The organism is Treponema sp. (assembly GCF_017430385.1).
In the GTDB taxonomy this organism is placed as follows: domain Bacteria; phylum Spirochaetota; class Spirochaetia; order Treponematales; family Treponemataceae; genus Treponema_D.
Window position 1 is genome coordinate 1 of the sequence record NZ_JAFRNB010000100.1, and the last position, 12,603, is coordinate 12,603.

12 protein-coding genes are annotated in these 12,603 nt (G+C 41.8%); 1 reads left to right on the forward strand and 11 read right to left on the reverse strand.

Annotated features, from left to right (window positions below; genetic code table 11):
• The 7 genes from IJJ71_RS14940 to IJJ71_RS06835 all read right to left on the reverse strand — a co-directional run.
• A partial coding sequence (locus IJJ71_RS14940) for an urease subunit beta (RefSeq protein WP_367113227.1) occupies positions 1–152 on the reverse strand: 152 nt, incomplete at its 3' end.
• A gap of 11 nt (positions 153–163) precedes the next feature.
• Positions 164–475, reverse strand: a complete 312-nt coding sequence (ureA, locus tag IJJ71_RS06810) for an urease subunit gamma (RefSeq protein ID WP_296846077.1) — start codon at positions 473–475, stop codon at positions 164–166.
• 269 nt (positions 476–744) lie between these two features.
• Positions 745–3,438 (reverse strand): cobyric acid synthase, encoded by a 2,694-nt coding sequence (locus IJJ71_RS06815; RefSeq protein WP_296846078.1) that lies wholly within the window; start codon positions 3,436–3,438, stop codon positions 745–747.
• Positions 3,439–3,446: 8 nt separating this feature from the next.
• Positions 3,447–3,833 (reverse strand): hypothetical protein, encoded by a 387-nt coding sequence (locus tag IJJ71_RS06820; RefSeq protein ID WP_296846079.1) that lies wholly within the window; start codon positions 3,831–3,833, stop codon positions 3,447–3,449.
• Positions 3,834–3,915: 82 nt separating this feature from the next.
• Positions 3,916–4,950 (reverse strand): FecCD family ABC transporter permease, encoded by a 1,035-nt coding sequence (locus IJJ71_RS06825; RefSeq protein ID WP_296846080.1) that lies wholly within the window; start codon positions 4,948–4,950, stop codon positions 3,916–3,918.
• A 1-nt stretch (position 4,951) separates the two neighbouring features.
• Positions 4,952–5,074, reverse strand: coding sequence for a hypothetical protein (locus IJJ71_RS06830; RefSeq protein WP_296846081.1), 123 nt, complete (start codon positions 5,072–5,074; stop codon positions 4,952–4,954).
• 133 nt (positions 5,075–5,207) lie between these two features.
• Positions 5,208–6,422, reverse strand: coding sequence for an ABC transporter substrate-binding protein (locus tag IJJ71_RS06835; protein WP_296846082.1), 1,215 nt, complete (start codon positions 6,420–6,422; stop codon positions 5,208–5,210).
• A gap of 116 nt (positions 6,423–6,538) precedes the next feature.
• Between IJJ71_RS06835 and IJJ71_RS06840 the strand changes: the two genes are divergently transcribed.
• Positions 6,539–7,522: an Abi family protein gene (locus IJJ71_RS06840; RefSeq protein WP_296846083.1), complete on the forward strand. Its 984-nt coding sequence runs from the start codon at positions 6,539–6,541 to the stop codon at positions 7,520–7,522.
• 80 nt (positions 7,523–7,602) lie between these two features.
• Here the strand turns inward: IJJ71_RS06840 and IJJ71_RS06845 are convergent, their stop codons facing one another.
• The 4 genes from IJJ71_RS06845 to IJJ71_RS06860 are packed head-to-tail and all read right to left on the reverse strand — an operon-like array spanning position 7,603 to position 12,580.
• Positions 7,603–9,435 (reverse strand): VWA domain-containing protein, encoded by a 1,833-nt coding sequence (locus IJJ71_RS06845; protein WP_296846084.1) that lies wholly within the window; start codon positions 9,433–9,435, stop codon positions 7,603–7,605.
• A gap of 2 nt (positions 9,436–9,437) precedes the next feature.
• The gene (locus IJJ71_RS06850) at positions 9,438–11,390 is read right to left on the reverse strand and encodes an AAA family ATPase (RefSeq protein WP_296846085.1); all 1,953 of its coding nucleotides are present in this window, start codon (positions 11,388–11,390) and stop codon (positions 9,438–9,440) included.
• Positions 11,338–12,228 (reverse strand): hypothetical protein, encoded by an 891-nt coding sequence (locus IJJ71_RS06855; protein WP_296846086.1) that lies wholly within the window; start codon positions 12,226–12,228, stop codon positions 11,338–11,340. The genes IJJ71_RS06850 and IJJ71_RS06855 overlap by 53 nt, the downstream gene beginning before the upstream one ends.
• Positions 12,173–12,580 carry a hypothetical protein gene (locus IJJ71_RS06860; protein WP_296846087.1) on the reverse strand — a complete coding sequence of 136 codons (408 nt, stop codon included), beginning with the start codon at positions 12,578–12,580 and terminating at the stop codon, positions 12,173–12,175. Before IJJ71_RS06860 ends, IJJ71_RS06855 begins: the two co-directional genes overlap by 56 nt.
• Between the last annotated feature and the right edge of the window lie 23 nt (positions 12,581–12,603).

A 12,603-nucleotide genomic window follows, 5' to 3' on the forward strand; every position in this document is an offset into this window, starting at 1 on the left:
AAAGAAAGAAGTCCGTTCACCTCATAAAAATGAAAATGCGAGCCAACCTGAACAGGCCGGTCGCCCTTATTCGTCACATCAAGCTGAATCGTCTTTCGTCCCAGGTTCAATTCAATCGTCTTATTGCAGGAAATTACTTCACCAATTTTCATAATACCTCCGCCTACTCAACTTCCCGAATCGGATTGTGAACCGTAACGAGTTTTGTTCCGTCTGGGAAAGTTGCCTCAAGTTGAACTTCATTTATCATATCAGCCACGCCTTCCATAACATCTGCGGTCGTCAGAAGTTTTGCGCCTTCCTGCATAAGCTGGGTCACAGATTTTCCGTCGCGGGCCTTTTCCATCAAAGCCGAAGAAATATAAGCCACCGCCTCCACATAATTGAGCTTCAAACCACGCTCTTTCCGCCTTTCCGCCACAAAACCAGCATACGAAAGCAAGAGTTTTTCAGTTTCTCTGGGTGTAAGTTTCATAATAATTCCTCAATATGTGGGGGAAAGCCTTCCCCACGCTCCAACCGCTGCGCGTTTTCCGCTACCCCTTCTATTAGGGTTGCACCCTAAAACCCGCAGCAAAATAAAAAAGCCGTCCTGAAAAAATCAGAACGGCCTCGTTGCCAAAAATCAGTTTATTCTACATTTTTGGAAGATTTTTGTAAGTGGATTTTTCGCCCCAGAACTGGAACTTTAGTTCTAAGATGATTTTTCAAGCCCAAGGAAACACGGATTAATCGCGACAAATGTTAATCTGCACTTCTCGGGAGCCCCATGATTTCATAAATTTTCTTCATATCAAGATGCTTTCGGAGCGTTTCGGCAAGAAGATTGTACTGAGTTTCCTTAAATTCCTGAATAGAATGGAAATTTTTGCCCGAAAAAGTGCTTTCTGACATGCCAGATGATGCGGATTTTAAAGAATTTTTCATGCCACTTGAAGATTTTTCGCTTTCGTTGAAAATTTGTGACCATTTTTCTGAATCAATTCCCTTTCGAGCCGCAAGAATTTCCAAGAATTTTGAGCGGAATTCCGCTTCATCGAAAAGCCCATGAATGTAAGTGCCGAAAACATTGCCCGAAACTGCCCCATCAAACTTAGTCTCCCCAGAAACGGAATCCGTAATCTGAGAAAAATAAGCCTGCTCCGCACCACTGAGAAACTCCGTCTGCCCCTGATGAATTTCATACCCAGAAACCAAAAGTCCTGCAAGCGGAGAAAAAATCGAGTTTTCCGTTTTCCGTTTTCCACTTTCCACTTGCATGACTTTTCCCGAAACACGAGTGCGAGTCTTCTGTGAAGAAAAGACCGTAGAAACAGGCAACAATGAAAGCCCTGAAGAAAAACTTTCCTCGGCAGAAACGGCTTCCCTATCCATAACCCCGCTTTCCACTTTCCACTTTCCACTTTCCGTTTCCAACTTTTCTCCGAGGATTTGAAATCCGCCGCAAATTCCAACGACTGGCGTGCCTTTTTTGGCTTCGGATTGGATGAGTTCTGCAAGCCCACAGTCCTTGAGCCACTGTAAATCATCGAGTGTATTCTTTGTGCCTGGAATGATAATGCAGTCCGGATTACCTAAATCTTTGGGTTCCGCAGCATAATACAAATTAACGAAAGGTAGGTTTTGGAGCGGAATGAAGTCCGTGAAGTTAGAAATATGAGGCAAACGAACGATAGCCAGCTGAATTTCGTCTTTTTTATCTCGAAATTGTGTCAGGGTGTACAAATTAGTAGACAGTGAATCCTCATCATCAAGCTGTATCTTCATATATGGGAGCGTTCCGACACAAGGAATACATGTTTTTTCTTCGAGCATACGGATTCCGCTGTCCAAAATTGATTTGTCACCACGGAATTTATTGATAACAAAGCCTTTAACCCGGTTCCGCTCTTCTGGCGTAAGAAGCTCAATTGTTCCTAAAACCTGGGCAAAAACTCCGCCACGGTCAATATCAGCGACAAGAATCACAGGGCTGTCAGACATTTTCGCCATGCCCATGTTCACGATGTCATTTTCTTTTAGGTTGATTTCGGCAGGACTTCCAGCCCCTTCAAGCACGATAATCTCGTGTTCGGCTGTAAGCTGATTGTAGGCTTTCATGATGTGAGGCACGAGATTTTTTTTGTATGCAAAATAATCTTTTGCGCTCATGTCGCCAAGCACTTCGCCGTTTACAATTACCTGGCTTCCTGTGTCACTGTTGGGTTTGAGCAGAATCGGATTCATAAGAACACTCGGCTCTACTCCGGCTGCCTCAGCCTGCATAACCTGAGCGCGCCCCATTTCCAAACCTTCGTTAGTTACAAAGGAATTAAGTGCCATATTCTGAGACTTGAACGGCGCAACAGAAAATCCATCCTGATTAAAAATCCGGCACAATCCCGCCACAAGGAAAGATTTTCCTGCACTGGACATTGTGCCCTGCACCATGATGGATACATTTATTGGGGTTTTAGGGGCATAGTCTCTAGTAGATGGGGGTGTTGCGGGTAGCGAGCGACGGCGTAGCCGGCAAAACTCACGAGGTGAGTTTTGAGCGAGTCTCGGTGAAGGCTGAGCCTGAACCGCGGCCGCGCTTTTCGGGGATTTTAAGGGGTAAGTCCCCTTAGGAGATGGGGGTGTCGGCGCAACGAAGTGCGACACAGGGGGAAGGCTTTCCCCCTCACTTTTATTTTTATCACAAAATTGCTTTACTAAACCTTCGTAAAATGTTTCGGCGTAATCCTGTTCCGAAAGATTGTAGAGGGCGCAAATCTGATTTTTACATTCAGTTTCATTGCGGGAAAGTTCCGTGATTTCGCCCGGCCCGATGCACAAAATGCGGTGAGAAATTTTCAGGGCGAGGTCGATTTCGTGCATGGAAGCAATTATCGTCACTCCCTGCCCGCTCAATTTTTCGAGGATTTTAAGCAGTTCAAGCCGCCATTTTATGTCCAGATAGCTTGTCGGCTCATCTAAAACCAAAAGCCTTGGGTTCTGGCACAACGCTCGCGCAAACATTATCCGCTGTTTCTGACCGTCGCTCACCTTCATGAAATCTTTGTGAGCAAAATCCTGCGCCTGAACAAGAGAAATCGCTTCATCGACCTTTTTTTCATCTTCTGCTTTAAGAACGGCGAAGCGGCCAGTGAACGGATAACGGCCCGAACTGACCACTTCCCGGCAAGTCATCAGCTCCGGCTTTATGGGTACCGTGAGCAATGCCGAGGTCTGTCTGGAAAAGACTTTGAGAGAAAGCTCGCTCAGATTTTTTCCGCCAAGAAAAACTGCCCCCTCAACGGGAGAAAGCTCTTTAATCAGGGTCTTTATGAGCGTGGATTTTCCAGACCCGTTCGGCCCGATAAGCGCAAGAATCTCACCCCTCTCAATTTTAAGAGAAAACGGTTTTTGGAGAGGGGATTTGTCATAACCGACTGCGAGATTTTTAATTTCTATCATTTATGAAGTTAGTTCTTCTTGATGATAAGGTTGCCGTTTGCATCGACGGAAATATCATTTGCTTTGACGGCAAGTGAATATTTGTCAGATTCATCTTTCTGGATGTTGCCGAATCCGATTGCAGAAATTTTCTGGTCATAGAACTGGACATCTGCGTTGATGAAAATCAGGCTCACGCCTTTTGACTCGCGAATCTCAAGGTTCTTAATTTTATCACGAGGTATATACAAAACGATATCATTATTTTCAGCTGTGAATGAAGCTCTGATGTATTCGCCCTTTCCGTTGAGGAATTTTTCGGTATTTGTTCTGATTGATTCCTTTGTAATTGGCTCTGCGAAAGCAGTCAACGCACTCAAAGCGACTAAAGCACCAAAAATGATTGATTTCTTCATAAGTATTCTCCTTAAAATACATTGAATTATACTATATATTGGGGAAACTGTCATCAGAGAAGCAGAAGGTCTTTTTTCAAAACTATCTCTCCCCCTTCCTTCGCCGGACAATCATAAAAATCACGATAGGTGCTCCGAAAAATGACGTGACAGTGCTGATACTGAGTTCCAGAGGCGAAAACAAGCTCCGCGCAATCAAATCACAGAAGATACAGAAAACTGCCCCGCCCAAAAAAGAAGCCGGAATCACAATGAGTGGCCTTGCGGTGCGTAAAAGCTGCTTGACCAGGAAAGGAACCGCGATTCCCACGAAAGAGACCGGACCTGCGAATGCCGTGACTGTGGCAGAAAGCACGCTTGAAAGAAGAATCAGAATCGGACGGAAGATTTTTGTGTTCACGCCCATCGTTCGGGCATAAGTTTCACCCATAAGATAAGCTCCGATTGGCTTTGCGAGCAAAAAGACACAGACGAGAGCGACGAAAATGATTGAACCAGAAACAGCACAGTCAGCCATGTCAAAGCCCGAAAAGCTGCCCTTTGACCAGCCGTGCAAGTTTGCGATGTCAGAATCTTCGGCAAATGCAATGAAAAAGTCAGTGATTGCGGAAGTGACATAGCCGATCATGATTCCAGAGACCAAAAGAGAGCCGATGTGATTGACTTTGCGGGCAACAAGCAGGATAAAAGACGTTGAAATAAGCGCACCCAAAAAAGCCGCACCCACGAGCGAAACCGAAGAAAGTGCGATTCCGTTTTTAAGGAAAAAAATCATGCTGGCAGCCACGCACATTTTTGCGCCCGAAGAAATACCAAGCACAAAAGGCCCCGCGATTGGGTTCTGAAAATAAGTCTGGAGCAAGAATCCAGAAAGAGAAAGCGCACCGCCCAAAATGCCGGCCATAATCAGGCGCGGAAGACGGATTTTTGTGATGATGTTGATTTCCTGCACGGAGAAAGAGCCACCCTCCCCGCCGAAAAGAATCCCGAAAATGCGGGCTGGCGGGATGGAGACATTTCCTGTACAGAGGGAGAGAATGCTTGCCAGAGCCAGGAGAATGAGGAAGAGGGAGAAGATTAGGGGGTAACGGGAATTGTTTATATTAAATTTGTGCATTTTATTCTTCCTCTAAAACAGATTTTCCATCTTCCAAAAACTTATCAAAATCACTCTTATAAATTGAATCCTGAATTAAGCCTGTAATTACATCCAAAAAATGATTGTCAAAATCTTTTTGCATACGATCGGAAGACTAAAAAGATATGCACATGTTTTTTGAATCATCGAATGAAGCATAATTTAGAATACCATAGAATCAGAGTTCTTTCTATAAGCATCCCCATTGCAGACCACGACTTTCCCCAAAATCCGTTCTACTCCACCCGCTCCAGGAAGCTCATCTGCTCCGTCTGGCCTGTGATAATCGCGCGCAGGTCTAGGATCATGTCGCCGATTCGGTCTGTGGCCTGGTAGAGGTATTTTCCTGTCATCCAGATTTCGTCATTTTGGACGGCTTTGAAGTCGGCGAAGAGAGGGCTTTTTGAAAGCAGGTCGGCTTTGCTGTGGAGGGTGTTGTCTATCGAGGAATTGTAAATCAGAATGTCAGAAGAAGCGCACTGGGCGTAGAACTGTTCCATTGGGATTGTGACTGAGGGCGAGGAGCTTTTGCGGGTGTTTTTGAAAGCGTATTCACCGCCTGCCATTTCAATCATTTTTACGATGTAGTCTTCGCTGCCCCGGATTACGACCATGCCGTTGCTTGTTATATAGAAGAAACTTACTGATTTTGTGGGGATTTTTTGAGAAGCGGTATTTGTTTCGATTCTTGCGACTTGTTTCTGAAAGAAGTCTTCGGCTTGCTCTTGCTTTTTGCATATTAGTCCGTAGAGTTTGATCCATTCCATGCGGCCGAGAGGGTTTTCTTCATAGCTCGATTTGTCCACGAAGACCGAGATTCCAAGCGACTCCAGTTTTTCTTTGATTTGTGGCGTGTGATAAATCATCGTGGATTCGATTGCGAGCGAGCAATTTTCTTTTAATAAAAGCTCAAAGTCTGGGGCGTTGTACTTTCCGGCGTAGAGGATTTTGCCTTCGCCCATCGCGCGAGTGGCTTCTGGAACATACCAGTCTTTTTTTTGAATTGCGGAGAATTTGATTGAATCCAGCGAGCCGAGTCTGTTCCACAATGCCATTGCAGAGGAAGCGCAAAGATAGGCGTTCGTGACAGGCGTTCGGATTACGGTGACTTCGGAAGGAAGATTTTTGGGAACCGGGCAATCTTTTGGAAGAAGAATATAGCGGTCGGTGCCAGAGATTGTGACTATATATATAGAAGATTTTTGATCATTTTCTGATTTTGCCGATGATTCTGAGGTCATTTCGACAGGCTGGTTGAAGCTTCGCTGCTCCGTTCCAATGTCAGAATGATATTCATCAATTTGAAGCTGTTTTGCATAAGTTAATGGAAGAGATTTTTTGTATGAAAGTCCTTCCAGTTCCAGAGGTGAATCTGACTTGGGAAGTTGCTTTGCACAGGAGATAAAAATCACTGGAATCAAAAAGACTGCAAAAAAGGTATTTTTCTTCATTTCGTCTTATGATAGCAATTTTCATCTTCCTGTGCTATTGGAAAAAAAGAGCCCTAAAAAAATTGGGCTTTTTTGAGCGAATTGAAAAATACAATAACATGTGAAATAATACACTCATGTACAGTTTGCAGGATTTGTCGGAACATCTTAAAGAAATTCACGGTCTCCCGGTTCAAGAAAATCAGATTCAGGATTTGCGGAACATTGGGTATTATCATGGGTACAAAGGGTATCGGTTTATCAGGAAATCAAACAGCCCGATTAAATTCACTGCCTTTTCGCAGATAGTTTCCCTCAATAATTTTGATATGCAGCTAAAAGGCTTGATTTATCCGAACCTCATGTTCATAGAGAATGCCTTGAAAAGCTATGTTTTGGAAGCGACTCTTGCGGAAGTTCAGAGCGAAAGGCTCTCTGACATTTATAAGGAAGCCCTCACCTATTATAAAGATGAATTTCAACAAGGCAGCAACAATTATAAAAAAGAATTCAAAAAGAGAATGGATCTGGAAATGAAAATCAATTCTTCTCTCACACGCGACTATATGCTTGGGAAAGATTTCGTCAATCATTTTTATAATCAAGACCGGGACATTCCTATTTGGGCTGCATTTGAAAGCCTCACCCTGGGTGAATTCGGCACTTTTTATTCATGTGCAAATAAAAAGATTCGCGAAGCTGTTTCCAAACAACTGAATCTTCCAAAGAATTTTAATGATGACGGCTTTTTACTCGCAGATATAATTTTTGCCCTCAAAGACTTGCGGAACGCAATAGCGCATAACGGTATAATTTTTGACACACGCTTCGCAACACAAAAAGTGCCAGACCGCATAAAGAAAATGCTTGAACAAGAACTTAATATAAAAACTTTGGATTTCAATTACATTGTTTCTTATATCGCATTGATAATTTTTCTTCTGAACAGAATGGAAGAATCAAAGCGATGCAAAAGTTTGGTACGCGAATTCCTGACCTTGCAGGAAATGCTGAATAAAATGCCTGTAGGTACAAAAATGCAGGTCAGGGGCGCAGAATTTGAAACAGTCATAAATGGTTTGGGCAAAATTCTTGGTGTTGACTTTTTCCCCAAAAAATGATATATTAATTTTTAGTTTACGGTGGAGCTTTCGGGCGACACTTAAGAAAGGAGCGGATGCGTTCGGCTCCTTTATTTTTTTTAAATCTCGTGTATTTTTCTTACAAGATGCCTCATCGCGTCCCTTGCGTTTGTGTCATACTGCCAGTGCTCATCGAACACTTTGATTACTTCGGGATTTCCAGAATACCCCACTTCCAAAAGATAGAATTTCGATTTTTTTTCTTTTTGAGCGTTCACATCAGAAATAAGTTTGGCTGAAAATCCGCCCATTTCACCATCGGTGACGGCAAGCACCTCGGCATTTTTCCACTCGTTTGTCTGCATGAGTTCAAGGGATTTTTCAAGTGCAGGGCTTGCATCCGTTCCGCCATTGAAAGATTTTCGCAAGAATTTTACAAGCTCCTCCAATCCTTTTGATTTTTCAAATTCTGACAAATCCTGAATTTCTATTTCTGTTGAGAAGGAAATCAAAAAGCATTTGCGGTCTTCGTCAAGGCATTTTTTTGCAAGGGCGAAAGTGATTGTTTTTGCAACACGCTCAGGCGTTCCGTGCATTGAACCGCTCGTATCAACACAAATAATCACAGGTCCTTTCTGCTCAGTTTCTTTTACGGCTTTCTCTGTTTCTTCCTGCTTATGTTCTTCACGGATAGATTTCTGCTGATTAGTGTAAGAATATGAAAGAAGTTTTTTTTCTGCAAATTTCTGGGCGAAATACAACTTCGTTACAGGATTTTGTGACATTGCAAGTTCTGTCGGCAATGCGGAAGAGATTTCCCCGCTCAACCGCAAGCCGCTGATTTGACCACGATATGCCGATTTCGGATGAAATTCTGTTTTGATTTCGACTTTATCCCGAAGTTCTTTTTCGTAGCGTTCTTTTTCTGCCTCCTGTCTGCCGATTAAGTCCGCAAGTTCTTTCAGAGATTTGTCATTTTCAAGCAAATCGGCAAAATCTTTGAGGATTTCAAAACCATAGTCATCAAAATTGCCTTTCGACAAATCCCAGAGACGACCAAAATCCTTTATAAAGGGTTTAAGTAGCTCTTCAAGTTTTTTAAATTGCTCGATTTTTTTGTACAGTTCTTCAAGATAAGCACGGCGTTTTTTGTCGATTTCTTCAAGCTGCCATGCCATGTAGCGTTCGGTCAGAGATTTCTGCAAATCAGATTTGAGATTTCGGGAAAGAATTTCAAATTCGTGGTTTAATTCTTCTTTGCTCTTTTTTGATTTCTTGTCTTTTTGAGATGGTGAATCAAGTTCGGCATGACTGTCTTTGTTATCCTGGACTTGCTTTTTGTCATCCTGATTTTGTCTCAGAATCTCATCGTATTCATTTTTATAAAAATCAAAATTGGCGGAATTATCTTTCCCGGTTAGAGTTTTCCCAAGTTCAGTTTTATGGCTTTCAAGATTTTTCAGTAACTCTTCGTTTGAAAGTCGCTGAGTTTTTTGAACAATAATATTTTCGTTATAAAAGGGATTTTCGGGATTCGTGATTTCAGTTTCTTCGTAGGAATTCTGCAGCGTATCAAGGATTTCGGTCTGAATCTGCTCGTTCAGCTGGGAATGATTTTTTGCAAAATCAAGCAAGTCTTTCTGAGTCTGATTTTGCGTCTGCAAAAATTTTGAAACTTCCGTGCTTTGAGAATTTGAAGCAAACGGCAGCTTTTCAGAATCAGGAAGCGTAGCGTCAAGAGCATCGGCAAGGCTTTGTGTCAGAGCTTTCCGCTCAATTTCATCGCCGAATTTTGATGAACCGAATTTCTCGAACTTACGGATTTTCTTGTTCTCAGAATAGCTTTTTTTTACAACGCTTTCGTGAAAACTTCGCATCCTGTCTTTTTTTTCAAGCTTGCCCAATGCCAGAAGAGAAAATCTGCGTGATTTGTCGGAAATATGTTTTTTCATTGCTACAATGCCAGTTTACGAATCAAAAGAATATTAAATTCATGGTCTAAAGTCGTATAATCCGCTTCCCCAACATCAAAATCAAAGTAATAGGCAGCACCTTTTCCTTTTGTTGAAGAACTCCAGTATTTACCAGAAAGATCGAAATCATTTTTTTCATGGGAATTCTCATAAATCTGCTTCAACTGCTCAATTGTCGGTAACATCCAGCCAGAATTATACGGCTCTGAAAAATCTTTGCCATATTCCTCAGCCTTTTTCTTTGCTCTTTTAAAATCAAAATCATTGAATTTTTCCCAAGCAATACCAAATGCTGAATCTGTCGTGTCGCCTTTCATACAAACTTTTGCAATAATGTCTGACTCAGCAACCTTAGACTTTGCTTTTTTGAAAGTACCGTTCTTCAAGATGATGTCACAAAGATCAAAATCAGATTTTACATTTGAGTCGGAAGCATAACGCTCATGCTGTTCTTTGAGTTTGAGTTTTTTATCTTCCAGGATTTTGATTGATTCGTCAATTTTGTTCAGAAGAATCGGGCTATATCTGCTTGCATTGGCAAAGGCATTCTCGGTGAAAGGCTTTTCGTTCTCAGCTCTGAAATTCTGCAAATCCGCGATTTCTGAGTCAATTTGCTCAACAATCGGAGTGTATTCTTCTTTGTCAAAGGCTTCCATCAAGGTCTTTTTGGCAACTGGCTCGAAGAGTTTTTGTGAATTTTCATCATAATGAGCTGGAACAGCAGGAACTGGTTTTGTTTTGTTTACTGTAAAGTCCCAATTACACCTGATTGTATCTCCAGTTCTAGTAAATGAATAATAATCATAATACTCTTTATTTGGCCTATATATATTATGATATGAAGAAGAATAGTTATCCCTTTCGCCTACACCAACATACCATGTTTCTCCATCGGAATTCCGTGTACACTCATAACATTTTTTGTTTCCGATTGTAACAATTTTATCTTCGCTTGGCTTAGCAGGAACCTCGTCAACAAATTCAAACCATTTTTCGTCAACAGAATCCTTAAATTCATCAATCTGATCAGAAATATCTCCGATTGCAGTGGATTTGCCGATTCCGTTCTGTTTCAAAATCTTCTCGACAATTCCGCCTACTTCATCATGCTGCTTGTCGGTATTCCAGATAGCATATTCAATCAACGAGCAGTCCATCAAATCCACGGAGTCACGACCGTTCAAGAACGCACTTGTTTTTAAGATATGCACGATTTTTTTCCAGCGGCGGTCTGAGACATAATAGTTTTCGCCATCTTCTGATTTGTGCTTTCCGTCCGCATTGAGCATGGTAAGTTCCTGGCGGATCGCTGTGATTACGGCTTTTGCTTCATCGCTAAGCACAACTTTGTTTATTTCACCTTGCCATTTTTCCACATCACTTATTTCAAGCAAGGCAGATTTTTGTTCATCTGTAAGGACAAGCTCTTTGTTTCCGTCATCGACGACTTTGAAAAAATCATCTTCGTTCGTAACAGGATTCACAAAAACTCGGAGGATAAACCTGTCCCAAAGTGCCTCAAGGCCGCGGTTCTTTTCGGGAAGCTCGTTTGAAGCAGAAGAAAGCGATACAAGCGGAACTTTTTCGACATTTTTTCCGTTGTGGAATTTCTTTTCGTTTATAATCGTAAGGAGAGTGTTCAGGATTGCAGGACCACTCTTCCAGATTTCATCAAGAAAAGCGACTTTTGCACTTGGAAGATAGCCTTCGGTTTGTCGGTTGTAACGGCTCGGTTTTTCGTTGAGGGCAGAAAGGTCAACAGGTCCGCAGATTTCGTCTGGTGTGGAAAATTTATTCATCAGATATTCAAAATATCCGCCATTTTCAGTGGTAAATTTTCCGTCTTTATAAAAATCCTTGAATGCGGCGGCAATGCGACGGCTAATCATGGATTTTGCAGTTCCCGGAGGCCCCATAAAGAAAATACTTTTCATTCGATTTTGGAGCCGCACTTTCTTCCTGCAAGTCTTGTGGGCGTTCAATTGGTCGTTCATCCAGAATCACTCTCCAGCTTTGGGCAAGCATAATAAATGTGATAATCGTGCTCACGAAGATGAATGCAAGGATTGCAAAATTTGCCTGATTTTCAAACATTCTCATATAATAATATCCGCTAAACGCATGAAAGCCGAAGAATTCAAATGTAACAGCAGTCACGGCACCAAGAATAGCGAAATATGTTCTGCGGGAAAAATTGTTCCTTGTAAGAATCTTGAGCGACCAGTGCAAAAGAACAACGAGAGCCAAAAATGCAAGGAAAAGTCCTGAGGCGACTCTGAAATCAAATTTGGCGAAAATTAAAAGCCCCGCCAGAGCAAAAATCGCAAAAATCCGTTTTGTTCTGTAGGATTTTTTTGTCTTGGAAGAAAGAAAATAAGAAACAAAGCTGATTATGTAAAAACAAAGTATCATGGCATAAAACAGAGCCTCAAATCTGTTCTCACAAAATCCATCTCTGTAGAATCTGTAATCTCGCGGAATGAATTTGTCAAAGTCTGGTTCACTCGTTATCGTCACCTGAATGTCCGTGTATTCAGATTTCTTGTTTTCACTAAGATTTTCATTTTCATTTTTTGAAAATCGCCCTGACTTTCTGAAACGGACTGGAGAAACCTTTCCTTCCAAAACTTTGTTGATTGCATTTTCAACTGTAAGTTTCACCTGCTCAAGTTCCTCGGCGGTTTTTGGGGTGTATTCTCTCTTTCGGGTTCCGTCTTCATTTGTTTTTTGGAAGGGAATATTTTTCATTTCTGTAATAAGGATATTGCTCATCATTTTCTCCGTTCAGAGTGTAAGTGCCTTCCACATTCCCTTTGTAGATGATTTTCGGAGCCTCACATTCAATTGAGTCTTTTGACTCCAGTTTCCAGCCTTTGTAAGAAAGCTCATCCTGGATGCGTTCAGAAATCTCATCTTTTGCGGTGAAATCATTTTTGAAATCTCCCGAATGATAATCGAAACCTTCTTTCAAAGAAATAAATTTCTCAGCGGCAAGATTTTCCATTTTCTTTGAAAGAGAGCTGAATTTAACCGAGTTATAAACAGAAATGCCTGTAATAACTCCCATACCTGCGCAGATTATTGCTGCGACTCCACCCAAGATTTTTTTTGCGTTCTTTTTCATAGTTCGCATTCTCCTATAAAAAA

Bases quoted from the DNA above. Each gene is read 5' to 3' on its own strand.
- ureA (WP_296846077.1), bottom strand. From the start codon at position 475: ATGAAACTTACACCCAGAGAAACTGAAAAACTCTTGCTTTCGTATGCT.
- IJJ71_RS06815 (WP_296846078.1), bottom strand. From the start codon at position 3,438: ATGATAGAAATTAAAAATCTCGCAGTCGGTTATGACAAATCCCCTCTC.
- IJJ71_RS06820 (WP_296846079.1), bottom strand. From the start codon at position 3,833: ATGAAGAAATCAATCATTTTTGGTGCTTTAGTCGCTTTGAGTGCGTTG.
- IJJ71_RS06825 (WP_296846080.1), bottom strand. From the start codon at position 4,950: ATGCACAAATTTAATATAAACAATTCCCGTTACCCCCTAATCTTCTCC.
- IJJ71_RS06830 (WP_296846081.1), bottom strand. From the start codon at position 5,074: ATGCAAAAAGATTTTGACAATCATTTTTTGGATGTAATTACAGGCTTA.
- IJJ71_RS06835 (WP_296846082.1), bottom strand. From the start codon at position 6,422: ATGAAGAAAAATACCTTTTTTGCAGTCTTTTTGATTCCAGTGATTTTT.
- IJJ71_RS06840 (WP_296846083.1), top strand. From the start codon at position 6,539: ATGTACAGTTTGCAGGATTTGTCGGAACATCTTAAAGAAATTCACGGT.
- IJJ71_RS06845 (WP_296846084.1), bottom strand. From the start codon at position 9,435: ATGAAAAAACATATTTCCGACAAATCACGCAGATTTTCTCTTCTGGCA.
- IJJ71_RS06850 (WP_296846085.1), bottom strand. From the start codon at position 11,390: ATGAAAAGTATTTTCTTTATGGGGCCTCCGGGAACTGCAAAATCCATG.
- IJJ71_RS06855 (WP_296846086.1), bottom strand. From the start codon at position 12,228: ATGAGCAATATCCTTATTACAGAAATGAAAAATATTCCCTTCCAAAAA.
- IJJ71_RS06860 (WP_296846087.1), bottom strand. From the start codon at position 12,580: ATGAAAAAGAACGCAAAAAAAATCTTGGGTGGAGTCGCAGCAATAATC.